The sequence below is a fragment of the Kitasatospora sp. NPDC101235 genome (assembly GCF_044767505.1).
Taxonomy (GTDB): domain Bacteria; phylum Actinomycetota; class Actinomycetes; order Streptomycetales; family Streptomycetaceae; genus Kitasatospora.
Genome location: NZ_JBIWNZ010000003.1, coordinates 540,607 through 564,330, shown reverse-complemented (window position 1 = coordinate 564,330; position 23,724 = coordinate 540,607). Strand labels below are relative to the sequence as shown.

General features: G+C 73.7%; 22 protein-coding genes and 1 tRNA gene. 12 read left to right on the top strand and 11 right to left on the bottom strand.

Features of this window, described 5'->3' with window-relative positions; all coding sequences use genetic code 11:
• Nucleotide 1 precedes the first annotated feature (1 nt).
• From ACIRRH_RS08730 to ACIRRH_RS08715, 4 genes are all read right to left on the bottom strand, one after another.
• A tRNA-Pro gene (locus tag ACIRRH_RS08730) sits at nt 2-75 on the bottom strand.
• Between the two features lie 100 nt (nt 76-175).
• The gene (locus ACIRRH_RS08725; RefSeq protein WP_403063624.1) at nt 176-1,120 is read right to left on the bottom strand and encodes a metallophosphoesterase; all 945 of its coding nucleotides are present in this window, start codon (nt 1,118-1,120) and stop codon (nt 176-178) included.
• Nucleotides 1,120-1,848 carry a CGNR zinc finger domain-containing protein gene (locus ACIRRH_RS08720; RefSeq protein ID WP_403063622.1) on the bottom strand — a complete coding sequence of 243 codons (729 nt, stop codon included), beginning with the start codon at nt 1,846-1,848 and terminating at the stop codon, nt 1,120-1,122. The genes ACIRRH_RS08725 and ACIRRH_RS08720 overlap by 1 nt, the downstream gene beginning before the upstream one ends.
• Nucleotides 1,849-2,147: 299 nt before the next feature.
• Complete coding sequence (locus tag ACIRRH_RS08715) at nt 2,148-3,413, bottom strand: helix-turn-helix domain-containing protein (protein WP_403063619.1); 1,266 nt, start codon at nt 3,411-3,413, stop codon at nt 2,148-2,150.
• 719 nt (nt 3,414-4,132) lie between these two features.
• Here ACIRRH_RS08715 and ACIRRH_RS08710 point away from each other — a divergent pair.
• Nucleotides 4,133-4,585, top strand: coding sequence for a GatB/YqeY domain-containing protein (locus tag ACIRRH_RS08710; RefSeq protein WP_363380203.1), 453 nt, complete (start codon nt 4,133-4,135; stop codon nt 4,583-4,585).
• Between the two features lie 102 nt (nt 4,586-4,687).
• Here ACIRRH_RS08710 and ACIRRH_RS08705 read toward each other — a convergent pair whose 3' ends face one another.
• Entirely contained in the window at nt 4,688-6,949 is a 2,262-nt protein-coding gene (locus ACIRRH_RS08705) for a transglycosylase domain-containing protein (RefSeq protein ID WP_403063616.1), read from the bottom strand.
• Nucleotides 6,950-7,450: 501 nt separating this feature from the next.
• Here ACIRRH_RS08705 and ACIRRH_RS08700 point away from each other — a divergent pair.
• Nucleotides 7,451-7,774 (top strand): WhiB family transcriptional regulator, encoded by a 324-nt coding sequence (locus ACIRRH_RS08700; RefSeq protein WP_195911063.1) that lies wholly within the window; start codon nt 7,451-7,453, stop codon nt 7,772-7,774.
• Nucleotides 7,775-7,821: 47 nt separating this feature from the next.
• On the opposite strand, the gene ACIRRH_RS08695 is transcribed toward ACIRRH_RS08700, so the two are convergent.
• Both ACIRRH_RS08695 and ACIRRH_RS08690 read right to left on the bottom strand, forming a co-directional pair.
• Entirely contained in the window at nt 7,822-9,072 is a 1,251-nt protein-coding gene (locus ACIRRH_RS08695; protein ID WP_403063613.1) for an ArsA family ATPase, read from the bottom strand.
• Complete coding sequence (locus ACIRRH_RS08690) at nt 9,069-10,142, bottom strand: ArsA-related P-loop ATPase (protein WP_403063610.1); 1,074 nt, start codon at nt 10,140-10,142, stop codon at nt 9,069-9,071. Before ACIRRH_RS08690 ends, ACIRRH_RS08695 begins: the two co-directional genes overlap by 4 nt.
• A 212-nt stretch (nt 10,143-10,354) precedes the next feature.
• On the opposite strand from ACIRRH_RS08690, the gene ACIRRH_RS08685 reads away from it, so the two are divergent.
• From ACIRRH_RS08685 to ACIRRH_RS08665, 5 genes are all read left to right on the top strand, one after another.
• Nucleotides 10,355-10,513, top strand: coding sequence for a DUF4177 domain-containing protein (locus ACIRRH_RS08685; protein WP_158835332.1), 159 nt, complete (start codon nt 10,355-10,357; stop codon nt 10,511-10,513).
• The gene (locus ACIRRH_RS08680) at nt 10,510-10,977 is read left to right on the top strand and encodes a RidA family protein (RefSeq protein WP_224283742.1); all 468 of its coding nucleotides are present in this window, start codon (nt 10,510-10,512) and stop codon (nt 10,975-10,977) included. Before ACIRRH_RS08685 ends, ACIRRH_RS08680 begins: the two co-directional genes overlap by 4 nt.
• Nucleotides 10,978-11,092: 115 nt before the next feature.
• The gene (locus tag ACIRRH_RS08675; RefSeq protein WP_403063606.1) at nt 11,093-11,959 is read left to right on the top strand and encodes an NUDIX hydrolase; all 867 of its coding nucleotides are present in this window, start codon (nt 11,093-11,095) and stop codon (nt 11,957-11,959) included.
• 81 nt (nt 11,960-12,040) lie between these two features.
• On the top strand, nt 12,041-12,214 hold the full coding sequence (locus tag ACIRRH_RS08670) for a hypothetical protein (RefSeq protein WP_224284581.1): 174 nt from the start codon (nt 12,041-12,043) through the stop codon (nt 12,212-12,214).
• Complete coding sequence (locus ACIRRH_RS08665; RefSeq protein ID WP_403063603.1) at nt 12,211-13,044, top strand: MBL fold metallo-hydrolase; 834 nt, start codon at nt 12,211-12,213, stop codon at nt 13,042-13,044. The genes ACIRRH_RS08670 and ACIRRH_RS08665 overlap by 4 nt, the downstream gene beginning before the upstream one ends.
• A 58-nt stretch (nt 13,045-13,102) precedes the next feature.
• On the opposite strand, the gene ACIRRH_RS08660 is transcribed toward ACIRRH_RS08665, so the two are convergent.
• On the bottom strand, nt 13,103-13,777 hold the full coding sequence (locus ACIRRH_RS08660; protein WP_030060009.1) for a Crp/Fnr family transcriptional regulator: 675 nt from the start codon (nt 13,775-13,777) through the stop codon (nt 13,103-13,105).
• A 281-nt stretch (nt 13,778-14,058) separates the two neighbouring features.
• On the bottom strand, nt 14,059-14,847 hold the full coding sequence (locus ACIRRH_RS08655) for an alpha/beta fold hydrolase (protein ID WP_403063600.1): 789 nt from the start codon (nt 14,845-14,847) through the stop codon (nt 14,059-14,061).
• A gap of 155 nt (nt 14,848-15,002) precedes the next feature.
• On the opposite strand from ACIRRH_RS08655, the gene ACIRRH_RS08650 reads away from it, so the two are divergent.
• From ACIRRH_RS08650 to ACIRRH_RS08640, 3 genes are all read left to right on the top strand, one after another.
• Nucleotides 15,003-16,631, top strand: coding sequence for an FUSC family protein (locus ACIRRH_RS08650; protein ID WP_403063597.1), 1,629 nt, complete (start codon nt 15,003-15,005; stop codon nt 16,629-16,631).
• 42 nt (nt 16,632-16,673) lie between these two features.
• A complete protein-coding gene (locus ACIRRH_RS08645; protein WP_403063595.1) occupies nt 16,674-17,174 on the top strand; it encodes a MarR family winged helix-turn-helix transcriptional regulator in 501 nt (166 codons plus the stop codon).
• 142 nt (nt 17,175-17,316) lie between these two features.
• Nucleotides 17,317-18,552: a sensor histidine kinase gene (locus tag ACIRRH_RS08640; RefSeq protein ID WP_403063592.1), complete on the top strand. Its 1,236-nt coding sequence runs from the start codon at nt 17,317-17,319 to the stop codon at nt 18,550-18,552.
• An 18-nt stretch (nt 18,553-18,570) separates the two neighbouring features.
• On the opposite strand, the gene ACIRRH_RS08635 is transcribed toward ACIRRH_RS08640, so the two are convergent.
• Entirely contained in the window at nt 18,571-21,099 is a 2,529-nt protein-coding gene (locus ACIRRH_RS08635; RefSeq protein WP_403063715.1) for an FtsX-like permease family protein, read from the bottom strand.
• A 235-nt stretch (nt 21,100-21,334) separates the two neighbouring features.
• Nucleotides 21,335-21,949, bottom strand: coding sequence for a DNA-binding response regulator (locus tag ACIRRH_RS08630; protein ID WP_403063589.1), 615 nt, complete (start codon nt 21,947-21,949; stop codon nt 21,335-21,337).
• A gap of 123 nt (nt 21,950-22,072) precedes the next feature.
• Between ACIRRH_RS08630 and nth the strand changes: the two genes are divergently transcribed.
• Both nth and ACIRRH_RS08620 read left to right on the top strand, forming a co-directional pair.
• Complete coding sequence (gene nth, locus ACIRRH_RS08625) at nt 22,073-22,951, top strand: endonuclease III (protein WP_403063586.1); 879 nt, start codon at nt 22,073-22,075, stop codon at nt 22,949-22,951.
• A complete protein-coding gene (locus tag ACIRRH_RS08620) occupies nt 22,948-23,721 on the top strand; it encodes an NUDIX hydrolase (protein WP_403063583.1) in 774 nt (257 codons plus the stop codon). Before nth ends, ACIRRH_RS08620 begins: the two co-directional genes overlap by 4 nt.
• Nucleotides 23,722-23,724 lie beyond the last annotated feature (3 nt).

The window sequence follows — 23,724 nt, the reverse complement described above, 5'->3', positions numbered from 1 at the left end:
GTCGGGGTGGCGGGATTTGAACCCACGGCCTCTTCGTCCCGAACGAAGCGCGCTACCAAGCTGCGCCACACCCCGGTCTTGCGGTTTGTCGCTCCGTCTCCTTCGCGACGAGTAGAACTCTACCGGACGCTCGCCGAGACACGAAATCCGGTTCCGGGCGGGCGTCCGGTGGGGGTCAGTGGGGGGCCGGGGTGAGGGTGAGGAGGGTGGCCTCGGGGGGGCAGGCGAAGCGGACGGGGGTGTAGCGGTTGGTGCCGCAGCCGGCCGAGACGTGGAGGTAGGAGCGGTGGCCGCCGGCGGTGTGGGTGGAGAGGCCCTTGACCCGGCGGGTGTCGATGTCGCAGTTGGTGACGAGGGCGCCGTAGAAGGGGATGCAGAGCTGGCCGCCGTGGGTGTGGCCGGCCAGGATCAGCGGGTAGCGGTCGGCGGTGAAGGCGTCGAGGACGCGCAGGTAGGGCGCGTGGACGACGGCGAGGGAGAGGTCGGCGTCGGCGGAGGGGCCGCCGGCGACCTCGCTGTAGCGGTCGCGGCGGATGTGTGGGTCGTCGAGGCCGGTGAACTCCAGGTCGAGCCCGTTCACGGTGAGCCGGCCGCGGGTGTTGGTGAGGTCGAGCCAGCCGGCCCCGTCGAAGCCGTCGCGGAGCTTCTCCCACGGGTTGTGGACGGCGCCGGTGATGCCGCGGCGGGCGGTGCCGTCGGGGTTGTTCATGCCGTGGGCGCCGCTGCGCATGGCCTGGAGGTAGCGCGCCGGGTTCTTGCGGGCCGGGCCGTAGTAGTCGTTGGAGCCGAAGACGTAGACGCCCGGGAACTCCATGAGCGGCCCGAGCGCGTCGAGGGTGGCCGGGACGCCGAGCGGGTCGGAGAGGTTGTCGCCGGTGTTGACCACCAGGTCGGGGCGCAGGCCGGCCAGGCTCTTCAGCCAGCGCTGCTTCTTGCCCTGCCCGCTCACCATGTGGATGTCGGACACCTGGAGGACCCGGATCGGGCGGGCGCCGCGCGGGAGGACGGGGACCTCGATCCGGCGGAGGCGGAAGGCCCGGACCTCGTACCCGACGGAGTAGGCGAGACAGGCGGCGCCGGCGGCGGCGATGCCGAGGGGAACGGAGTACAGCGGTCGCATCAGCCCATGCTCTCAGACGGTCGATCAGCCGGCGCACGCCCGGAGTCGGCGGGGACGGCGGAGGCCGGGGGCGCCTCCTCGCAGTCGCGGCGGGCACGCAGGGCGCGGACCTTGTGGCGGTTGCCGCAGCGCTCCATCGAGCACCAGCGGCGACGGCCGGGCCGCGAGGTGTCGACGAAGATCAGCCGGCAGTCGTGCGCGCCGCACTCCCGGATCCGGTCCGCGTACGGGCCGGTGAGCAGGGCGATGGCGTCCCGGGCGAGGGTGGAGGCCAGCTGCGCGCCGTCGGCGGGCAGCGGGGCGGCCGCGGTGCCGTCCGGGGCGATCCGGGGGACCAGCGGCGGGTGCTCGGCGGTCCGGTTGAGGACGGCGTAGTCCTCGGGCTCGCCCGGGCCGCCGTGGGCGCGGGCGGCGGCGAGGCGCCACAGCGCGTCGCGCAGGGTACGGACGGTGGCGAGCTCGGCGGGGGAGATCCGTACGGCGTCGGCGGGCAGCCGCAGCCGGGACGGCGGGAGCCAGGCGGCGAGGTCGGCGGGCCGGTGCAGCACCTCGTACCGGGCGTACGGGCCGGGGCCGCCGGTGGTGAGCAGTTCGAGGCAGAGGGCGCCGGGATCGAAGTGGAAGCGGCTGCCGCCGGGGGTGGTGAGGACCAGCCCGGGCGGGCTGGTGGGCTGCCCGCCGGCGGTGCTCCGGCCGGCTGCGTCGGGTCCGTCGTCTCCGTCGGTCATGCGACCAGGATAGGTGTAACCGGGAAGAGGGGTTACAGAGCGCGGGGGCATGGGCGGCGCCGACGGCCGGTGCAACGGTCTTCGCCGGGGAGTCCGTCTGCGGAGGCGCCGGCCCCGGGCGGCAGAGCGGCGGGGAGACGGATCGCGGGAGCGCTCCGCGCCGTGCCCGGAGCGGTACTCCGGGCACGGCGGTGCGACCGTCCCCGCCGGAAGAGGCCGGAAGAGGCCGGAAAGGGCCGGAAAGGGCCGGGAGGGGCCGGCGAGCTGACGGTGCGGTGGTGCGGCGGTGCGGCCCGGCCTCAGGCCGGAATGGCGTTGACGTACTCGCGCATCATCCGGGGGACCCGGTACGCGTACTGGTGGCCGCGCTTCACCTGGACGACGGAGAAGTCGACCAGCTCGGCCAGGACGTCGAGATTGCGGGAGGGCTCCCGGCCGCCGTCGACCGGCTGCTGCCGGACGTCGTCGATGGAGAACTCCTCGGGGAACCGGGAGAGCCGTCTGAGCGCCCGGCGCTGCCGTTCGTCGAGCAGTCCGTACGCCCAGGCGAGGCTGCGGTGCAGCGAGCGGTGGTGGGAGAGCCCGCCGACCTCCTCCTGGCCCAGGATCGGCAGCACCCGGTACTCGTCCACGAGGACGTGCAGGGGCACCGAGCGCATCCGGACGGCGGCGTTCTCGATCGCGAGCGCGAGACCGCCGAGGCGCCGGCAGAGCTCGACCACCTGTGGCATCTGGTCGCCGAGGTCCAGCGTCGGGGCGACCGAGTGCACCCGCCGGCAGAACAGTTCGGCGGCGGGCGGGCAGCCGTAGGGGCCGTCCGGGCGGTCGACCGACAGCGGCGACACTTCCCACAGGTCGGCGGGGACCCCGGCGGGCGCCCGCAGCGAGGTGATCACGATGTGGAGCGCCGGGTGCCGTTCCAGCAGCGCCCTGACCTGCCGGGCCACCGTGTCGATGACGTGCTCGGCGTTGTCGACGACCAGCAGCATCTGCAGCTCGGGGTTGGTCCGCGGGTCGCGGTCGAGGCTCCGGAAGAGGGTGTCGAGCGCGCGCTGGGCCTGGGCCGAGGCGGCTGCCGCATCGACGCCCTCGGGGGTGACCGAGCCGAGTTCCAGGACCACGACGCCGTCCCGGAAGCGGTCCAGCAGGTGGGCGGCCGAGTCCAGCGCCAGCCGGGTCTTGCCGACCCCGGCCGGCCCGGTGAGCACCAGCGGACGGCCCGGTCGCAGGGCGGTCGTGACGTGCAGCAGGTCGGCCCGGCGGCCGACGGTGATGTCCGTCTTGGGGCGCAGCCCACGCCACCGCGCGTTGTCCGGGAGCTCGGCGACGCGGGCCGGCGGTCCGGGCTCCGGCCGGGCGGGGAGCAGTCCGGCCGGCGCGGCCGACCGGACTGCCTGGGAGAGCAGGGCGGCGTCCCGGTCGGTCGCCGCGGAGAACAGCGCGCCCACCAGGAGCTCCACGGAACTGCGCCGCGGATTCTTGATGACGCCGGTCTCCAGATTGCGAATGGTTCGGACACTTACCGTGGAGTGCTCGGCTAGCTGCTCCTGGCTCCATCCGATCATCTTTCGTTGGGTTACCAACATCGAGCGAAGTTGATTGTTGTCCATTCCCCCGCGCTTCCTGCTGTCGTGAGCAGAATAAAAACCAGAAACAATGCGCCGATTTATGGCGGCGCCAATCACTCCGAAAAACGATCACTGCCGGCCGGGCGGTCGGGCGGCCGGGTGGAGCGCAGGCGTGAACGCTCGGGCCGGGCGCCCGCGCCGCAAGGTGTCAGGGCCGCAGGGGGCCTGGGCAGCAGTGTGTCAGTGCCGTGGAATAATGAATCGGGGACGTGGTGACGGTTTGTCGCAACTGTTCGGGGCGGTCTTCGACGGTGAATCGACGGTGAGGTGATCGCCGCCATCGGGCTGCTCAAGCGACGCGCGAACGAGTGTACTACGCGGACTATTTCAGCGAAGCGGTCACAACGTTCGATCTGCCCGTTCCGGACCGGCAACTTCGTGTCGGCTCCAGCAATTTTCGGCATTTCGTCCGAGATTGTGCGAGAATTATCGGCCACCTTGGCCGAATCCCGTCGCCCGGTTCCGGCTCCCATCATCGATTGTTCACGGACCCGACCGACGCCCGTTCCCGGTCCGGACCGTCCTCGTCCGGCGCGCCGTCGGGCGAAGGCCGGCCGGGGTTGACGGGGCATACTCGTGCATCTGCGGAAACCCCCGGTGGACGCCCACGGGAAACCCGGTTGAGCCCACCCACAGCCGAAGGATAAGAAGAGGAAATGACAACGCTCAAGGAGCAGCTGCAGGAGGACCTCACGGCTGCCATCAGGGACCGGGACGAGCTGCGCGCGTCCACCATCCGGCTCACGCTGGCCGCCGTCACCAGCGAGGAGGTGGCGGGCAAGCAGAAGCGCGAGCTGTCCGACGCCGACGTGCTGAAGGTGATCGGCCGCGAGGCGAAGAAGCGCCGGGAGGCGGCCGAGGCCTTCGGCACCGCCGGCCGGGCGGAGCAGGCGGCGCGGGAGCTGGCCGAGGGCGAGGTACTGGCGGGCTACCTGCCCAAGCAGCTCTCCGACGAGGAGCTGGCCGCGATCGTGGCGGCCGCCGTGGCCGAGAGCGGCGCGAGCGGCCCCCAGGCGATGGGCGCCGTCATGAAGCTGGTGAAGCCCAAGGTCGACGGTCTGGCCGAGGGCGGTCGGGTGGCCGCCGCCGTGAAGGCCGCCCTGTCCTGATCCGGCGCACCCCCGCCGCCCCGGCAGCACGCCGAAGGGGCGCCCTCCGTACGGGAGGGCGCCCCTTCGGCATGTTCCTCGGCCGGTGGCCGGGAGGGCGGGTCAGCCGTTCCCGTTGCCGCCGCCGTGCCGGCCGCCGTTCCCGTTCCCGGGGCCGGGCGGGAAGGTGAACCCGCCGGGCAGTCCACCGGGCAGCCCACCAGGAAAGCCACCGGGCTGACCGCCGGGCTGCCCGGGGTTGCCGCCCTGCTGCGGCGGGTTGCCGCCGGGCTGCTGGGCGTTCGGGTCGGCCGGCGGGGCCGCCGGGGGAGCGGCCGGCTGCGGGTCCGGGATGTTGGCGGTCTGGATCGGCTCCAGCGGGGTCCCCTTGAGCGCCTGGTTCATCGCCATCGCCCAGATCGGGCCGGGGCCGTCGGCGCCGAACACCTCGGTGAAGGGCTTGCCGCCGATGGTGATGTTCTTCATCTTGACGCCGCCGGCCGGGCCGCCGAGCCAGACCGCGGTGGCCAGCGACGGGGTGTAGCCGCTGAACCAGGCGGCCTTCTTCTCGTCGGTGGTACCGGTCTTGCCCGCGATCTTGCGGCCGTCGTCCATGGTCAGGGCGGCGGCGGTGCCCTTCTCGGTCACGTTCAGCAGGACGGCGTTGAGCGAGTCCGCGGTCTGCTCGGAGAAGGCCTGGCTGCACTGGGACTGCGGGACCGGGACGTCCTTGCCGTCCACCGTGGTGATCTTGTTGATCGCGACCGGGGTGCAGTACTTGCCGCGGGCGGCGAAGGTCGCGTAGACGTTCGCCATGGTCAGCGGGGAGAGCTCCAGGGTGCCGAGGACCATCGAGGGCACCTCCTGGAACTGGTCGCCCTTGGCGGACTGGGTGATGCCCAGCTTGTTCGCCATCTGCTTCATCGCGCAGAGGCCGACCTGCTGCTCCATCTGCACGAAGTAGGTGTTGACCGAGCGGGCCATGGCCTCCTTCAGCTGGTACGGCCCGATCTCGCTGTCCTGCTCGTTCTTCACCGTCTCCTTGGGCTTGACGGTGTTCTTCCAGGTGCCCGTGCAGGTGGACATCTGCGGGTACTCGATCTTGTTCTCGGACGGGAACGCCTGGGTGTTCGGCATGCCCGATTCCAGCGCCGCCGCGGCCAGGATCGGCTTGAAGGTCGAACCGGTCTGGAAGCCGTTGCCGCCGCCCATCGCGGCGTCCACGTTGAGGTTGACGACGGTCTGGTTCTTGTTCGGGTCCAGGCCGTACGGGCGGGTCTGGGCCATCGCCAGGATCTTGCCGGTGCCCGGCTCCATCATGGTCGCGGCCGCCGACACCGGGTCGGTCACGAAGACCTTCTTGGTGACGGCGTTCTGGGCGGCGGCCTGCTTGTCCGGGTCCAGCGTGGTGTAGATGTTCAGACCGCCGGTGTTCCACACCTTCTTGCGCTCGTCGGCGCTCTTGCCGAAGGCCGGGTCCTGCTTGACCACGTGGCGGACGTAGTCGCAGAAGAAGCCCATCCCGGCCTGGGCGGTGATGCAGCCGTTCTGCGGGTCCTTGTACTTCAGACCCAGCGGGGCGGCCTTCGCCTCCTTCGCCTGGTCGGCGGTGATGTGCTTGTTCTCCAGCATCTTGTCGATCACGACGTTGCGGCGCTTGACCGTGTTCTCGGGGTAGCGCACCGGGTCGTAGGACGACGGGTTCTGCACCATGCCGGCCAGCGTGGCGGCCTCGGCGATGGTCAGGTCCTTGTTGCTCTTGCTGAAGTAGCGCTGGGAGGCGGCCTCCACCCCGTAGGCCTGGTGGCCGTAGAAGGTGATGTTGAGGTAGTTGGTGAGGATCTGGTCCTTGGACAGGTCCTCCTCCAGCTTGATGGCGACCTTGAGTTCCTGGATCTTGCGGCCCAGGGTCTTGCGCTGGGCTTCCAGGACGGCCGCCTGGTCGTCGCCGGCCTTCTCCACGTTGACGTTCTTGACGTACTGCTGGGTCAGCGTCGAGGCGCCCTGGGAGGTGGTCCCGCTCTCCGCGTTCTTGCTGATCGCGCGGAGGACGCCCTTGAGGTCGACGGCACCGTGCTCGTAGAAGCGGGCGTCCTCGATGTCGACCTGGGCGTGCCGCATGAACGGTGACATCTGGTCGGCGGTGATGACGGTGCGGTCGCGCTCGTAGACCTTGGCGATGAGGCCGCCCTTGGCGTCGAAGATCTGGGTGGCCTGGGTGAGCGGCGGGGTCTTGAAGTCGTCGGGGACGTTGTCGAAGCTCTCCGCCGTGTCCTTGGCGGTCAGCCCGATGGCGCCGACGGCGGGCAGAGCGAGCCCTGCCAGCAGGACTCCGGAGAGCACGCTGACGCCCAGGAACTTCACGCCGTTGCCGGCGTGCTCCAACGGTGATCCGCCGGTCCTGCCGCGCGGAGCTCCGGTGTTGCCTGGGGGCTGGGATGCCTGTGGGCGCTTCGGTGCCATGGGGAGAACCCTACGTTGCGGAATCCTGCACGCGGGGGCAGGTGTTCGCCTAGGCTTGTCACAAGCTTGCGACAGCTTCGGTGCGTCAACATCATTCACTCTTGTGGGCGAGGAGACTTGCCCGAATTGCCCGTCGATGGCCGGGTTTTGAGGCGGTTGGGGTCCGCTGTGTCCGCGTGATTGGTTGCACTCCGTGATGGCGCCTGTGACAAGAGTGGGTGTTCTGCCTTTGGCAAGGCACGCGACCTGCGATCACTCCAACGAGTGAGCTGATCGATACCCATAGTCCAATCGGGTCATTCGAGATTGAGCCCGAAGGGGCTGTTGCAAGCTGTCGTTCTTCCGTAACGTCCTCAACTGGCAACGGTGAATGTGCCGTTGCCGCCGTGGGGGAGCCTCGATACGGGAGAGGACGGCGCCGGCATGGGCTGGGTTGACGACTGGAGTGCGCAGGCCGCCTGCCGCACGAGTGATCCGGACGAACTGTTCGTCCAGGGGGCGGCACAGAACCGCGCGAAGGCGGTGTGCAGCGGTTGCCCCGTCCGGACGGAGTGCCTCGCGGACGCCCTGGACAACCGGGTGGAGTTCGGAGTGTGGGGCGGGATGACGGAGCGCGAGCGCCGGGCGCTGCTGCGCCGCCGCCCGACCGTCATCTCGTGGCGGAAGCTGCTGGAGACGGCGCGCACCGAGTACGAGGAGTCCCTCGCGACCGGCGTGATACTGACGGACTACGCCCAGGCGGGCTGAGCCCGGCCGCACCGTGCGGTCCGGCCGGTCGGCCCCTCGGGCGCGGGCTACACCGCGCCGTTGAGCCGGTCCCCGATGGCCCGCAGTCCGTCCAGGTCGTGCACGTCGCCCGGCAGCGCCGGCACCTCCACGATCGGCACGTCCGGGTACACCGAGACGAAGCGGTCGCGGGTGCGGCGTTCGCGCCCCATGATCTGCATCCGCTCGGCGTGCAGCCGCAGCAGTCCGGCCGCGAGCACCTCCGCCGTGGGCGAGGCGTGCTCCGAGCCGTTCTCCTCCAGTGCCTCGGCGGCCGCCAGCGCCCGCTCCGCGGTGAGCTGCGGTGCGCCCGTGCCGTGCACCCGGTTGAGCACCAGCCCGGCCAGCGGCATTCGGTCCGCGGCCAGCCGGTCCACGAAGTACGCCGCCTCGCGCAGCGCGTCCCGCTCCGGTGCGGCCACCACCAGGAACGCCGTGCCCGGCGCCTTGAGCAGCTGGTACGTGCGGTCCGCGCGCTCCCGGAAGCCGCCGAACATCGAGTCCATCGCGCTGACGAAGGTCTGTACGTCGGTGAGCAGCTGGGCACCGAAGATCTTGCCCAGGGTGCCGGTGAGCAGACCCATCCCGGCGTTCAGGAAGCGCATCGCGCTGCGCCCGCCGACCTTGGCCGGGGCGGTGAGGATCCGGATCACCCGGCCGTCCAGGAAGGACCCGAGCCGGTTGGGCGCGTCCAGGAAGTCCAGCGCCGAGCGGGACGGCGGGGTGTCCACGACGATCAGGTCCCACTCCTCGGCGGCGCGCAGCTGCCCGAGCTTCTCCATCGCCATGTACTCCTGCGTGCCCGCGAAGCCGGCCGACAGGGACTGGTAGAAGGGGTTCTCCATGATCGCCTTGGCCCGTCCGGGCTCGGCATGGGCCAGCACGACCTCGTCGAAGGTCCGCTTCATGTCCAGCATCATGGCGTGGAGCTCGCCCTCCCGGCTCCCACCACCGTCCTCGTCCGAGTCGCGGAGCGGCGCCCCCTCCATGCCGGTGACCCCCTTGACCACCCGGGGGGTGTTGTCGAGCTCGGTCAGGCCCATCGACTGGGCGAGCCGGCGGGCCGGGTCGATGGTCAGCACCACGACCTTGCGGCCGCGCTCGGCCGCCCGCAGGCCGAGCGCCGCGGCGGTGGTGGTCTTGCCGACGCCGCCGGAGCCGCAGCAGACGATGATCCTGGTCTTCGGGTCGTCGATCAGCTCGTCCACCGCGAGTCGCCGCCCGGTGCTCCGGACCCCGTCGGTCACCGTGCCGTCGGTGGCCCTGCCGTTGGTGGTCATGCCGCCCCCTGCCGCTTCAGTTCGCCCGCCAGCCGGTACAGCCCGCCGAGGTCCACGCCCTCGCCGAGCAGCGGCAGTTCGTACGTCGGGAGCCGCAGCTGCTGGATGTCGGCGCGCTGCGCGCGCTCCAGCTCCACCCGCTCGGCGTGCTCCCTGGCCTGGTCCAGCAACGGGTCGAGCAGCGGCTCCACCGCCGCCCGGACCTTCTCCGCGGTGCGCGTGCGGCCGCCGAGCCCGGCCTCCCCGAGCGCCAGGGCGACCGCCTCGCGGTGGTCCCCGTCCACCGCGGCCACCGCCGCGGCGTCCAGCACCGGCGGCCGGACCAGGTTGACCATCACCCCGCCCACCGGGAGCTTCGCCTCGCGCAGCTCCTCGATGCCGTCGACCGTCTCCTGCACCGGCATCTCCTCCAGCAGGGTGACCAGGTGCACCGCGGTCTCCGGCGATTTCAGCACCCGCATCACGGCCTGCGCCTGGGTGTGTATCGGGCCGATCCGGGCCAGCCCGGCGACCTCGGCGTTGACGTTCAGGAACCGGGTCAGCCGCCCGGTCGGCGGGGCGTCCATCACCACGGCGTCGTAGCGCCGCCGCCCGTCCGGGTCCTTGCGCCTGGTCGCCTCGCAGGCCTTGCCGGTGAGCAGGACGTCCCGCACGCCCGGCGCGATGGTGGTGGCGAAGTCGACGAAGCCGACCTTCTGGAGCGCCTTCCCGGCCCGGCCGAGCTTGTAGAACATCTCCAGGTACTCCAGCAGCGCCAGCTCGGTGTCGATCGCCAGCGCGAACACCTCGCCGGGCCCGCCCTCCCCGGCGGGCAGCCCCAGTTGGGCGCGGGAGACCGAGGCGATCCGGCGCTCCTCGTACGGGAGCGCGGCGATCCCGAACAGCTCGGCGATGCCCTGCCGGCCCTCGACCTCGATCAGCAGCACCCGTCCGCCGTCGGCGGCGAGTGCCAGGGCCAGTGCCGCGGCCAGGGTGGTCTTCCCGGTGCCGCCCTTGCCGCTGACCACGTGCAGCCGGACGCCCTCCCAGTCGGGGTCGCGCCGGGCCGCCTGGCCGGGGGTGCGTGCCACGCTCCGTCTCCGTCCGTCTCCGTCCTACGGGCGTCCCCTCCTGGCGAGGGTGCCCCTCACCAGGGTGCCCTCTCGCGAGGGTAACCAGGGAGCGCGCCGGATGCCCGGGGCACCTGGGCCGCCAGGCCCGATCATGCCCTCTTTGTGCCCCACCTCACACGCCTCGCGCCGGGCGGCGCGGATCACCGTGACGGCTCGTCTAGAGTCTGGCCATGACCAAGTGGGAATACATGACGGCGCCCCTGCTGGTGCACGCCACCAAGCAGATCCTGGACAACTTCGGCGAGGACGGCTGGGAGCTCGTCCAGGTCGTGCCCGGCCCGAACCCGGAGCAGCTGGTGGCCTACTTCAAGCGGGAGAAGAGCGCATGAGCAAGGTCGAGGAGAAGCTCGCCGAGCTGGGTCTGACCCTGCCGCCGGTGGCCGCCCCGGTCGCCGCGTACGTGCCGGCCGTGCTGTCCGGCGACCTCGTGTTCACCTCCGGCCAGCTCCCGGTGGTCGAGGGCAAGCTGCCGACGACCGGAAAGGTCGGCGCCGAGGTCTCCGCGGAGGAGGCCAAGGAGCTCGCGCAGATCTGCGCGCTGAACGCCCTGGCCGCCGTGAAGTCGGTGATCGGCGACCTCGACCGGATCGAGCGGATCGTCAAGGTCGTCGGCTTCGTCGCCGCCGCCCCCGACTTCATCGGTGTCCCGGCCGTCGTCAACGGCGCCAGCGAGCTGCTCGGCAAGGTGCTGGGCGCCGCGGGCGTGCACGCCCGCAGCGCCGTCGGCGTCGCGGTGCTGCCGCTGGACTCCCCGGTCGAGGTCGAGCTCCAGGCGCGCATCAAGACCGCCTGAGTGCGATCGCGGAGGCGGGGCCGGGTCCGTCCGGCCCCGCCTCCGTGTTGCCGGGGTGTGTCCGATCGATTCGTGAGCCTGGCGGGAATTGTCGGACACGCCCTAGCATCCGGGCATGGACCATCGAGCGACGACGCTCCCGATGCCGCCCGGCTGGCCCGCCCGGATCCGGGCGGTCGAATCCGGAGCGGTGACCCCGCCGGTGCCCCGGCCCGCCGCGACCGTCGTGCTGCTGCGCGACGCCGCCGAGGGGCCGGAGGCCTACCTGCTGCGCAGGCGTGCCTCGATGGCCTTCGCGGCCGGGATGTACGCCTACCCGGGTGGCGGGGTGGACCCGCGGGACGCCGAGGTCGAGCCGGGCTGGGCCGGTCCGGCGCCCGAGGAGTGGGCGCGCAGGCTCGGGGTGGACGCCCGGACGGCGCGGGCGGTGGTCTGCGCGGCCGTCCGCGAGACCTTCGAGGAGGCCGGCGTGCTGCTGGCCGGCCCGGACGCCGACAGCGTCGCCGAGCCGCGCGACTGGTCCGCCGAGCGGGCCGCGCTGGAGGCGCACGAGCTGTCCCTCGCCGAGTTCCTCCGGGACCACGGCCTGGTGCTGCGCAGCGACCTGCTGGGCGGCTGGGCCCGCTGGATCACCCCGGAGTTCGAGGACCGGCGCTACGACACCTGGTTCTTCGTCGCCGCGCTGCCGGCCGGCCAGCGCGCGGCCCTGGAGGTCGGCGAGGCCGACCGGGTCGCCTGGCTGACCCCCGCCGAGGCGGTGCGGGGCCACCGGGAGGGCCGGTTCGGCATGCTGCCGCCGACCGTGACGGTGCTGCGCGAGCTGTCGGCGGTGCGGAGCGTCGCCGAGGCCCTGACCGCGGCGGTCGACCGTCCGCTGGCGCCGGTCCTGGGCCGGGCCGAGGTCCGCGGCGACCGCCTGACGGTCCGCTGGCCCGGTTACGAGGAGCTGACCATCGACGGGGAGTTCCCCGAGGGCTCCTGACCGTTCCACCGACCGGGACCACCCGCAAAACCCGTACGACGTGACCTTCCCGTACCGACGCAGAGAGAGGACCGACGCCCGATGACCCACAACGACGTGGCTCGCCGGACGGCGCCCGAGATGCCCGCCCGCCGCCTGACTCCCCGTGACCCGGCCTGCGACAGCCAGGTCCCGTTCGCCGAGGTGGCGCAACGCGCCCTCGTCCGGGCGCTGCCGCTGCGGGCCCTGCATCGAGACGGCGGAGGTGGCCGGTGAGCGGACTCCTGCCGGGCGACCCCACCGCCGTCGTCGGCGGCGAGGCCACCCCTCGGGCGCTGTGCGTGCTGGCGCCGAACCCGTCGCCGATGACGCTGGACGGCACCAACACCTGGCTGCTCTCCGAGCCCGGCTCCGACCTCGCGGTGGTGATCGACCCGGGCCCGCTGCACGAGGGCCATCTGCGCAGGGTGATCGACCTCGCGGAGGAGCGGGGCAAGCGAATCGCGCTGACCCTGCTCACCCACGGCCACGCCGACCACTCCGAGGGCGCGGCCCGCTTCGCCGAGCTGACCGGCACCGAGGTGCGGGCCCTGGACCCGGCGCACCGGCTGGGCTCGGAGGGCCTGGCGGGCGGCCAGCGCCTGGACGTCGGCGGCCTGGACCTGCGGGTGGTGGCCACCCCGGGGCACACCTCCGACTCGCTGACCTTCCACCTGCCGGACGACGGCGCGGTGCTCACCGGCGACACCGTGCTCGGCCGCGGCACGACGATGGTCGCGCACCCCGACGGCCGGCTCGGCGACTACCTGGACTCGCTGCGCCGGCTGCACACCATGGCCTCCCAGCACGGCGTGCGGACCGTGCTGCCGGGCCACGGCCCGGTGCTCGCGGACGCGCTCGGCGCCGTCGACTTCTACCTGGCCCACCGGGCCGCGCGGCTCGCCCAGGTGGAGACCGCGGTCGAGGCGGGCTGCCGGGCCGCGTCGGAGGTGGTGGCCCGGGTCTACGCCGACGTGGACCGGGCGCTCTGGCCGGCCGCCGAGCTGTCGGTGCGGGCCCAGCTGGACTACCTGGAGGAGCACGGGCTGATTCCGGGCGCAGACTGAGCCGGTGAACGCGAAGGGGCCCGTCCGGATCGGACGGGCCCCTCCGTGTCGGTGGGCGTCAGCGCGAGCGGCGCGACAGCCGCTCGACGTCCAGCAGGACCACCGCGCGGGCCTCCAGCTTCAGCCAGCCGCGGCCGGCGAAGTCGGCGAGCGCCTTGTTGACCGTCTCGCGGGAGGCGCCGACCAGCTGGGCCAGCTCCTCCTGGGTGAGGTCGTGGGCGACGTGGATGCCCTCGTCGGACTGCACGCCGAACCGGCGGGAGAGGTCCAGCAGGGCCTTGGCGACGCGGCCGGGCACGTCGGAGAAGACCAGGTCGGACATCACGTCGTTGGTGCGGCGCAGGCGGCGGGCGATGGCCCGCAGCAGCGCGATGGAGACCTCGGGGCGGGCGTGCAGCCAGGGCTGGAGGTCGCCGTGGCCGAGGCCCAGCAGCTTGACCTCGGTCAGCGCGCTGGCGGTCGCGGTGCGCGGGCCCGGGTCGAACAGCGACAGCTCGCCGATCATCTCGCTGGGGCCGAGCACGGCCAGCATGTTCTCGCGGCCGTCCGGCGATGCGCGGTGCAGCTTGACCTTGCCCTCCGCCACGACGTACAGCCGGTCGCCCGGGTCGCCCTCGTGGAACAGCGACTCCCCACGGGCGAGGGTGACCTCGGTCATGGAAGCGCGCAGCTCGCCGGCCTGTTCGTCGTCGAGTGCCGCGAAGAGTGCGGCGCGCCGCAGAACGTCGTCCACGTGCTTCCTCCTTCTCGGCCGTACGGCGGGTGGGCCGTCCGGCGCAAGTTCCGTTCAGTGTTCTGCATCACCAAGCATGGCGCATGTCGCTCCGATCATATGAGGAGGGGGTGTGCCGAGGTGTGTCGTGCGGGGCCATTCGTACCGGCGGGAGAGCGGGCGGGCCCGGTGACGGGAGCCCGCAGGCAGCCATCGATCGAACCCTTGTCCTTTCCGCTCGAACGGGGAATCGGGTGCGACGCCGGTGGTCGTCGGAAGACCGGGCGGTGCTCCCGGACGCGTCAGGCGAAGAACGTCAGCAGCTCCGGCGCCAGCACCTCGGCCGCCACCTCGTGGGTCTGGCCGTCCAGCGTCCGGTACTCGGCGCCCGGCACGGCCGCCGCCACCGCGTGGGCCGGTGCCCGCAACGACTCCGGGCTGGCGCCGCCGTCCAGGGCCAGGGTCGGTACGGCGATCGTGGCCAACAGGTCCGCCGGGACGGCCGCGCCGGTCCGGTCGCCGAGCGCCGCCGCGTCGTACGCCAGGGTCGGTGCGATCGCCTCGAACAGCGGCCACACCGGCGCGCCGCGCATCCCGTCCACCATCTCCGCCGGCGCCCCGGCGTAGACCATGAGGGCCGCGACGGCGTCCCCGCGGCGCTCCTCGGCGAGTGCCGCCGTCAGCTCGGCGACGTACTGGCGGAAGCGCTCGCTCTGCCCCTCCTCGGTGCTGAACGGCGGCTCGTAGACGGCGAGTCGGGTGATGCCGATGTCCGCGGCGGCGGCCCGCAGGGCGAGCGCGCCGCCGGAGGAGTGGGCGAAGACGGCGGCCGAGCCGCCCGCCGCCGCGATGACGGCGGCCAGGTCCTCGATTTCGCGCTCCACCGCGAAGGGGTCGGTGTCACCGCTGCCGCCGCGCCCGCGCCGGTCGTAGGTCCACACGGTGTGGTGCCCCGCCAGCTGCTCGGCGATCGCGGCGCTCGGCCCCATGCCGCGGTGGCACAGTGCGCCGTCGACCAGGACGACCGCCGGGCCGGAGCCGGTGACGGAGCAGGCGAGGGCGGTGCCGTCGGTGGAGACCAGGGTGTTCATGGGGTGTTCCTTCTGTCGTGCGAGTCGGTCATGGGGGTAGACCGGGGTTCGCCGCAGAACTCATCGCTCCGGCCGCGATTTTCTTCAGGAACCCCTGCGCCTGGGTGTCCGGGGGCATATGCTTCACAGGTAAATTACCTGCTAACCTTTTGTGCATGGTCACAACCGCCCAGCTCCGCCAGGCACTTCGGGTCGGACCGGCCGGGGACGGCTGGCACAAGCCCGCGCTCAGCGCCGTGGTCACCCTCGGCGCGCTCAACCTCACCCTGCTCGGCCTCGGCCGGCTCGACCTCGCCCTCTACACCTCCGCCGGCGGCCTGGGCGCGCTGTACGGGCACGGCCTGCCGTACCGGGCCCGGGCCCGGATGCTGGTCGCGGTGCTGCTCGGCACCGTGCTCAGCACCGCCGCCGCCCTGACCGCTGCGGCGCTGACCCGCGACGCCGTTGTCCTGGTCGCGGTGGCGGCGGTGCTCGCCGCGCTGCACAAGCTGCTCTGCGACGCCGCCCGGGTCGGCCCGCCCGGCAGCCTGATCATCACCTTCACCTCCGCCAGCTGCGCCTTCGTCCCGCAGCGGCTCGCCGAGGTGCCGCCGCACCTGGCACTCACCGCGCTCGGCGCCGCGCTGGCCTGGCTGGTCTGCATGGCCCCCGCGCTGGTGCGCCCGTACGGGCCGGAGCGGATCGCCACCGCCCGCGCCCTGGAGGCCGCCGCCCGGCTGCTGCGGATCGAGTCCGGCGGGCCGGACGCCGCAGCCCGCGCCGCCCGTACCGCCCTGGTCGGCGCGGTCGAGGCGGCCTGGCAGAGCCTCGCGCTCTCCACCCCGGCCCGGCGGCGCGCCCTCGGCGACGCACCCGAGCGGCTGCTGGTGCGCGCGGAGGCAGCGCTGGCCGGACCGGCCCGGCCCGAGGACGCCGCGCGGTACCTCGGCTGGGCCCGCGACCTGCGGCGCGGCCGCCCGCTGCCGGCGCTCGACCTGACCGAGGCGGAGGCGCAGGCGGCCGCCCGCCGTTCCGGTCCCCGGCCGCCGTTGCGGCAGGCGCTGCGGCCCGGCTCGGCGCTGCTGCCGATCGCGCTGCGGGTCGCGGTCGGCTGCGCCGCCGCCGGGTGGCTCTCGCTGGCGCTCGGCGTCGGCCGGCCGTACTGGGCGGTGGTCACGGCGGCCTCGGTGTTCCAGGCCAACAGCACGCTGTCCTGGCAGCGCGCGCTGCAGCGGGTGCTGGGCAACCTGCTCGGCCTGCTGCTGTTCACCGCCGCGCTGCCGCTCGCGCACTCGGGCCCGGTGGCACTGATCGGGCTCGGGCTGATCTGCCAGTTCGGCGCGGAGGCGACGATCGCCCGCAGCTACTGGCTGGCGACGGTCTTCGTCACCCCGCTGGCGCTGCTGATGACGGAGTTCGCGGGCGCGCAGCCGGCCCGGGCACTGGTCGCCGACCGTTGGCTGGACACCTGCGTCGGCGCGCTCGCCGGCCTCGGGGCCTGCCTGCTGGTCACCAACCGCCGCACCGCCGCCCGGCTGACCCGCGCCCTGGCCGGGGCCGAGGCCGCCGGCCACCAGGCGCTGGCCGCCGTCTCCGCCGCGAGCGCCCGGGAGGCCCACGCCGCCCGCACCGGCCTCGCCGCCGCCCTGCTGGAACTGCGCGAGGCCACCGACACCGCCGCCGGCGAGTGGCGCCGCCCCGTCCTCCCGCACCAACGCGCCACCGCCACCGAGCAGCAGGCCCATCACCTGCTGGCCGCCCTGCTGGAACGCCGTGGCCGCGGGGACCTGCCGGACACGGCCTAGGATCGAAGCCGATCGGCAGGCCGCAGAACGGGAGCAGCGCACGTGGAGGACGTCGTCGCAGGTGTGCTGCGCCAGTGGGAGCGGGCCTACCCGGGGCTGGACACCGGTCCGATCGCCGTCCTCGGCCGGATCAACCGCTGCGCCGCACTGCTCCAGCAGACCCCCGACCCGCTCACCCGGGCCGGCCTCACCCGTGCCGAGTTCGACATCCTCGGTGCCCTGCGCCGCCTCGACCGTGAGCTGACCCCCACCCAGCTGGCCCGGGAGAGCTTCGCGTCCGGCGCCGCCGTCACCAAGCGTCTGCGGCTGCTGGAGGAGCGCGGCCTGGTCAGCCGCCGCACCGACGACCGGGACCGCCGGGTCGCCCACCTCTCGCTCACCGAGGAGGGCCGGACGCTGGTGGACGGCCTGATCCAGGAGCTCGTCGCCTACGACCGCGCCCTGCTGGCCGGCCTCACCCCCGCCGAGCAGGACCGGCTCGCCGAGGCCCTCAGCGGCCTGCTCAACAGCCTTGAGGGGACGATCGGCCGCACCCTGGGCTGAGCCGACGAACCGTGAAGGATCGTCAACGGCGCCTCTCCGGCGGGAAACTATGCTCGTGGTGCGGGCGTACGGGGGCGTGCCGGGTGCGAAGCGGGCTCCCGCGCCGCGCGCGGCGTGTCGAGTCGTCTACCGGGAGCTCCCCTTGGGCCACAGCGCGGACCGAAGCCACGGCGATCGATCCCGGCCGAAGCGCTCGGGCGGCCCCGGCGACCCCCTCGCGCGGCTCACCCGGGGCATCGTCGTCATGGTCGCCGTCGGCTTCTGCACCGCCTCGGTGGTCGCCACGGTCCGCAACCACGACGGCCTGTCCTACCAACTGCCCGCCGTCGCACTGCTGTTGGTCCTGCTCGGTTTCCAGATCGGGCACGCCGGTCCGTGGCGCCTGGCGCGGCGCTGGTGGCCGTGGAGCCTGGTCGCCCACGGGGCACTGACCTACCTGCCGTTCCTGCTCTTCGACGGGGCGTGGGTCGGCATTCCCGGATCGTTCGCCGGATCGGTGCTGCTGACCGTCGCGCCACCGCGTTCCTGGGCGCTGTTCGCCGCGCTGGTGGCCGCCCAGTACCCGCTCTGCGCGGCGCTGGGCGGCAACCTCGGCCAGTGCGTCAACGCGTCGGTGTCCACCGCCGTGGGCGCCATCGTGGTCTACGGGGTGGCCCGACTCGCGGATCTGATCACCGAGTTGCGGGAGGCCCGGACCGAGCTGGCCGAACTCGCGGTGGACCGGGAGCGGCTCCGCTTCGCGCGCGACCTGCACGACCTGCTCGGCTCCAGCCTCTCGGTGGCGGCACTGAAGTGCCAGCTCGCCGAACGGCTGGCCGCGGAGGACCCGGAGCGCGCCCGCGCGGAGATCGCCGAGGTGCTGGCACTGGTGCGGCAGGCGATGGCGGACACCCGTCGGCTCTCCAGCGGCGACCTCCGGATGTCCCTGGCGCGGGAGGCACGTTCGGCGGTCTCGGCGCTGCGGGCGACCGGGATCGAGGTCGAGGCCGAACTGGACTTCGAGGGGCTGACGCCCGAACTCGACGCGGTGCTGGCCACGGTGCTGCGCGAGGCGGTCACCAACCTGCTGCGGCACAGCGCGGCCCGGCGCTGCGAGATCCGGGCCGGTGGGGCGGGCCCCGGTGCGGTCCGGCTGCTGATCTCCAACGACGGCGTACCAGGCGAACCGGACGGCGCTGCGCGTGGACCGGGCGGCGCTGGGCACGAACCGGACGGCGCCGTGTGCGAACCGGGCGGCGGGCAGGGCATCGAGAACCTCACCGAGCGGCTGCGGGCCGTCGGCGGCCGGCTGACCGCCCGGCGGGACGCAGCCGGCTGGTTCCACCTCGCCGCCGTCGTCGAGGCCGAGCCCGCCCGGGAAGCCGCCCGCGCCGCCTGACCGGTCCGCACGGCCCGGCTACTCGTGCACCCCCATCGCCTCGCTCGGCTTGCGCCGCAGCGCCAGCCGGGCGGTCAGCAGGACGGTGCCCACCCCCAGCAGCGCCGCCCCGCCCAGTACCGCGGCCACCTGACTGCCGGGCAGCGCGGGCCGGGCCGTACCGGTGAGCGCGAGGCAGACCGGGACCAGGACGGCGGCGGTGACCGCCGTGCCGAGGGCGAGCGCCACGGCGACCGTGATCCCGCCCTCCCAGGCCATCATCCGCAGCACCTGCGCGCGCGTGGTGCCCGCCAGCCGCAGCAGCGCGAACTCGCGCAGCCGCTCGCCGGTGGCCATCATCAGGGTGTTGACCACGGCGATCGCGGTGAACAGGCTGATCATGCCGAGCAGTAGCCGCCCGACCGCGGTGGCCCGCTCCTGCTGGTGCCGGCGCACCGCGTCGTAGTCGGCCCGGTCGCTGATCCTGGCCATCGGGTAGGCCGGGGCGAGGCCCCGGAGCTCCCGGCCCACCTGCTGGAGGTCGGCACCCGGGGCGGAGCGGACCAGCACGGTCGGTGCGAGCCGGTCCGGTGTGTGGGCGGCGGCGAAGGAGTCGGGCAGCAGCGCGTCCGCGAACCGTGCGTCGCGGTCGTACACGGCGGCCACCGTCGCGGTGCTGTCGGTGCCGTCCGGCCACTCGATCCGGACGGTGGCGCCGACGCCGGCCTTGAGCGCGGCGGCCGATCGCTGCCCCAGCGCGATGCTCGCGCCGCGCAGCCCGTCCAGCGAACCGGCCGTCACCCCGGGGTCGACCAGCTCCGCCAGCCCCTGCGGGTCGACGATCCGGGCGTCGAGGCCCTGCCGGCCGGAGTCATCGGCGGACGCCAGGACGGTCGTGGACACCAGGCCGTCGGCCGCCGCGACGCCGGGCAACTTCCGCACCGCAGCGGCGAATTCCGGCGGCAGGCCGATCCCGCTGGCCTGGACCACGTGGTCGGCCAGCAGCCGTCGGCCGTCCTCGGCCACGTTGGCCTGCACCTTGACGACCGGGACGAACAGCACCGTGCCGGTGAAGGCCACCGCGAGTGCCAGCGGGGTGACGGCGGCGGCGAAGCGGCGCGGCTGGGCCCGCAGCGCGGCGGAGGCGAGGAACCCGGCGACCGGGAAGAGCCGGCCCACCGGCCCACCGATCGCCACACTGGCGACCCGGCCGATCAGCGGCCCGAGCAGGGCCACCCCGAGCAGCAGCACCAGCACCATGCTCTCGGCCGTCCCCGCTCCGCGGCGGCTGTCCGTCGAACCGGCCAGCACCGCGCCGCACACGGCGAGCGTCACGAGCCCCAGCCCGGTCCGGATCCAGCCGACGCCGGGCGGCGGTGTCGAGGAGTCGCGCAGCGCCCGGGTCGGCTCGACCCGGGAGGCCCGGCGCGCGGCGGCCCAGACGGCCAGCTGCGCGGTGACGACGACGCCGCCGAGGACGATCAGCGGGGCGCTCGGCCCGACGTGCAGCGGCACGCCCGAGCCGACCACCCCGCGGTCGACCAGTTCGCCCCGCAGCAGCGCGGCGAGGCCGATCCCGGCCGGGAGGCCGACGACGGCGGCCGCGACGGTCAGCACCAGCGTCTCCAGGGCGATCATCCGCCGCACCTGCCCGGTGGTGGCGCCGACCGCCCGCAGCAGGGCCATCTCGCGCAGCCGCTGCTGCACGGAGAGCGCGAGCGCCCCCGCCACCACGAAGACCGCGACGAACAGCGAGAGCACGCCCGTCGTCCCGGCCAGCGAGGAGAGGCCGTCCCCGGGCCCGGGAGCGCCGGAGAACTCCAGCTCGCCCCGCTCGTCGCCGGTGTGCACCCCGGGCCCGGACCAGGACGCCTTGCCGTCGTGCTCCCGCGCCGCGGCGAGCGCCCGCCGGGCCTGCTCGGTCACAGCCCGCAGGTCGGCCCCGTCCCGCACGGTCAGCCCGATCGCGTCCGCGCCGGTCGCCGTCCCGGCGAGCCGGGCGGCCTGCCCGGGGCTGAAGAAGAGCGCGCTCTGACGGGACGACTCCCGTGGCGGCGCGGCCAGTCCGGACACGGTGTAGCCGCGCGGCGCCTCGATGGTGGCCAGCCGGACGGTGCCGCCGGGCGCGACCCCGGCGCGGGCGGCCGTCGCGGCGTCGAGGAGCACCTCGTCCGGCCCGGCCGGGGCTCGGCCGGAGGTCAGCCGGAACGGGGCGAGGGCGGCGCTCGTCCAGGCATGCCCGAGCGAGGGGCCGCCCTGCGGTCCGGACAGGACCTGCCCGGAGGCGGTGACGACGGCCGCCGGGAAGGAGAGCTCCGGGACGGCGGCCGCGACGCCGGGCAGCCCGGCGAGTTCGGCGGTCAGCGGTCCGGCATCCGGGATGCGGGTGCTGTCGCCGATCACCACAGGGGCCGCGGCGTAGCGCTCGGTGGGTGTGCCCGTGCGCAGGGCGGACTCCAGCAGGACCCCGCAGGCGACGGTCAGGACCAGGGCGCAGACGAGCGCGGTGAACGCGCCGGCGAAGCCCGCCTTCCGGGCCCCTACCGTGCGCCAGGCCAGCTTCAACACGCGCCTCAACCCCCCCGGTGGTACGCCCTCGATGACATCGCGAGCCTAGCTCCGGGCGCTTCGGCCGACATTCCCTTCGTTGACGAAGGAAGGCCCCGGCAAGCCCCGTCGTGGGCCGTCCACGGCCGGATCCATGCGAAACGCACGGTCCGCCGACCCGGAAGCGCCGTGTCGCCGAGGCGCCGTGTCACCGAAGGTGCCGGGAACGCCGGGAACGCCGGGAGCCGCCGCAGGGCTACGTCGTCGGCAGCCAGCCCATCTCCTCGGCGATCCGGATCGCGTCGACCCGGCCACGCCCCCCGGTCTTGGCCACCGCGGCGGCCAGGTGGTTGCGCGCGGTGCCCGTCGAGATGAACAGCCGGGCGGCGATCTCGCTGACGGAGTCCCCCTCCGCCGCGAGCCGCAGGACCTCCGACTCCCGGGGCGTCATCGGGTTCTCCCGGGTGTCCAGGGCGGCCAGCGCCAGCTCCGGGTCGACGACGCGCTCGCCGGCGGCCACCTTCCGGATCGCCGCGGCCAGCTCCTGCGCCGGGGCGTCCTTGCCGAGGAAACCGAGCGCACGGGCGGAGAACGCGGCGCGCAGGTACGCCGGTCGCACCAGCCCGGTGAGGATCAGCGTCCGGCACCCGGGGAGCTTCTCGTGCAGTTCGCCCGCCGCCCGCAGCCCGTCCAGTCCGGGCAGGTCGATGTCGAGCACCGCGACGTCCGGACGCACCTCCAGGGCGGTCGGCACCACCAGGTCCCCGCGCTCCACGTCCGCGACGACCTCCAGATCCTCCTCGTACGCGAGGAGGGCCATCAGCGCGCCGCGCACCATGCTCATGTCCTCTGCCAGCAGGACCCTGATCATCCGCACTCTCCCCCTGTCAGGTGACGGCCACGGGCGGGGTTCATTAGACAACAGGCCCTGCCAGGGCCGGTTTCCGTGCTTGATCGGCCCCGAGCGGTCCGCCGGTCGGCGTAGCCTTCGTGCATGGCAGAGAGCAAGGTCCGGAAGGCCGTGGCGAAGAAGCCGGTGGCGAAGAAGGCGGCGGTGAAGCCGAGGAAGCCGGAATCGCACCTGGCGATGGTGCGACGGGCCCGGAGGATCAACCGCGAGCTGGCGGAGCTGTACCCGTACGCGCATCCGGAGCTGGACTTCGAGAACCCCTTCCAACTGCTGGTGGCCACCGTGCTGTCGGCGCAGACCACCGACCTGCGGGTGAACCAGACCACCCCGGCGCTGTTCGCGAAGTACCCGGCGCCGGAGGACATGGCGGCGGCGAACCCGGAGGAGCTGGAGGAGGTCATCCGCCCGACCGGATTCTTCCGGAACAAGGCGAAGTCGCTCATCGGCCTCTCGATAGCGCTGCGCGACGAGTTCGGCGGCGAGGTCCCGGGCCGGCTGGCCGACCTGGTGACCCTGCCCGGCGTCGGCCGCAAGACCGCCAACGTCGTCCTCGGCAACGCCTTCGGGGTCCCCGGCATCACCGTGGACACCCACTTCGGGCGGCTGGCCCGGCGGTTCGGCTGGACCACCGAGGAGGACCCGGTGAAGGTCGAGGCGGCCGTCGCCGAGATCTTCCCGAAGTCGGAGTGGACGATGCTCTCGCACCGGGTGGTCTTCCACGGCCGCCGGATCTGCCACTCCCAGAAGCCCGCCTGCGGCGCCTGTCCGATCGCGCCGCTCTGCCCCTCGTACGGCGAGGGGGAGACCGACCCGGAGAAGGCACGCAAGCTGTTGAAGTACGAGATGGGCGGCCAGCCCGGGCAGCGGCTGCGGCCGCCGGCCGACTTCCCCGGCGAGGCGGCCGCCCGTGCGGACGCCGCCGTCCACCACGGACGGGTCGCGGACCTGGCGGTGGACGCATGAGCGGGCAGTGGGGGCATCCCGGCCCTGACGCCGGGGGCGCCGGGCGGGGCATCGAGCTGGACGGGCTGCCGACCTGGCTGGAGCCGGTCCGCGAGGCGGCCCGGCGGGTGTTGCCGGAACAGCTGAGCCGCTTCCTGCCGCCGGCCGAGGGCGGCCGGCCGGCGGCCGTGCTGATGCTGTTCGGCGAGGGGCCGGAGGGACCGGACCTGCTGCTGATCGAGCGGGCCCGCTCGCTGCGCTCGCACGCCGGTCAGCCGTCCTTCCCGGGCGGTGCGCTGGACCCGGAGGACGGCGATCCGGACGGCGCGGGCCCGATCGCGGCGGCGCTGCGCGAGGCCTGGGAGGAGACCGGCCTGGACCCGGCGGGGGTGCAGGTGTTCGCCGAACTGCCCCGGCTGTACATCCCGGTGAGCCGCTTCGTGGTGACCCCGGTGCTCGGCTGGTGGCGCGAGGAGTCGCCGGTGCGCCCGGTGGACGAGGCCGAGACCGGCGCGGTGTTCCGGGTCACCGTCGCGGAGCTGGCCGACCCGGCGAACCGGGTGCGGCTGCGCCACCCGTCCGGGCACATCGGGCCGGCCTTCGCGGTCGCCGGGCGGCTGGTCTGGGGCTTCACCGCCGGGGTGATCGACCGGGTGCTGCACCACAGCGGCCTGGAGCTGCCCTGGGACCCGTCCCGGATCGTCGACCTCTCGGACGACGCGCTGGCCCTGGTCCAGGGGGACCTCGAACACTCCCGGGTGCTGCCGGGCGGCGACGACGACGCTTCGTGACCG

What these genes read in the sequence shown, in the direction of transcription:
- ACIRRH_RS08675 (WP_403063606.1), top strand. Translation starts at nt 11,093, where the DNA reads ATGGACCATCGAGCGACGACGCTCCCGATGCCGCCCGGCTGGCCCGCC.
- ACIRRH_RS08710 (WP_363380203.1), top strand. Translation starts at nt 4,133, where the DNA reads ATGACAACGCTCAAGGAGCAGCTGCAGGAGGACCTCACGGCTGCCATC.
- ACIRRH_RS08655 (WP_403063600.1), bottom strand. Translation starts at nt 14,847, where the DNA reads ATGAACACCCTGGTCTCCACCGACGGCACCGCCCTCGCCTGCTCCGTC.
- ACIRRH_RS08630 (WP_403063589.1), bottom strand. Translation starts at nt 21,949, where the DNA reads ATGATCAGGGTCCTGCTGGCAGAGGACATGAGCATGGTGCGCGGCGCG.
- ACIRRH_RS08715 (WP_403063619.1), bottom strand. Translation starts at nt 3,413, where the DNA reads ATGATCGGATGGAGCCAGGAGCAGCTAGCCGAGCACTCCACGGTAAGT.
- ACIRRH_RS08720 (WP_403063622.1), bottom strand. Translation starts at nt 1,848, where the DNA reads ATGACCGACGGAGACGACGGACCCGACGCAGCCGGCCGGAGCACCGCC.
- nth (WP_403063586.1), top strand. Translation starts at nt 22,073, where the DNA reads ATGGCAGAGAGCAAGGTCCGGAAGGCCGTGGCGAAGAAGCCGGTGGCG.
- ACIRRH_RS08700 (WP_195911063.1), top strand. Translation starts at nt 7,451, where the DNA reads ATGGGCTGGGTTGACGACTGGAGTGCGCAGGCCGCCTGCCGCACGAGT.
- ACIRRH_RS08680 (WP_224283742.1), top strand. Translation starts at nt 10,510, where the DNA reads ATGAGCAAGGTCGAGGAGAAGCTCGCCGAGCTGGGTCTGACCCTGCCG.
- ACIRRH_RS08695 (WP_403063613.1), bottom strand. Translation starts at nt 9,072, where the DNA reads ATGACCACCAACGGCAGGGCCACCGACGGCACGGTGACCGACGGGGTC.
- ACIRRH_RS08685 (WP_158835332.1), top strand. Translation starts at nt 10,355, where the DNA reads ATGACCAAGTGGGAATACATGACGGCGCCCCTGCTGGTGCACGCCACC.
- ACIRRH_RS08620 (WP_403063583.1), top strand. Translation starts at nt 22,948, where the DNA reads ATGAGCGGGCAGTGGGGGCATCCCGGCCCTGACGCCGGGGGCGCCGGG.
- ACIRRH_RS08725 (WP_403063624.1), bottom strand. Translation starts at nt 1,120, where the DNA reads ATGCGACCGCTGTACTCCGTTCCCCTCGGCATCGCCGCCGCCGGCGCC.
- ACIRRH_RS08650 (WP_403063597.1), top strand. Translation starts at nt 15,003, where the DNA reads ATGGTCACAACCGCCCAGCTCCGCCAGGCACTTCGGGTCGGACCGGCC.
- ACIRRH_RS08670 (WP_224284581.1), top strand. Translation starts at nt 12,041, where the DNA reads ATGACCCACAACGACGTGGCTCGCCGGACGGCGCCCGAGATGCCCGCC.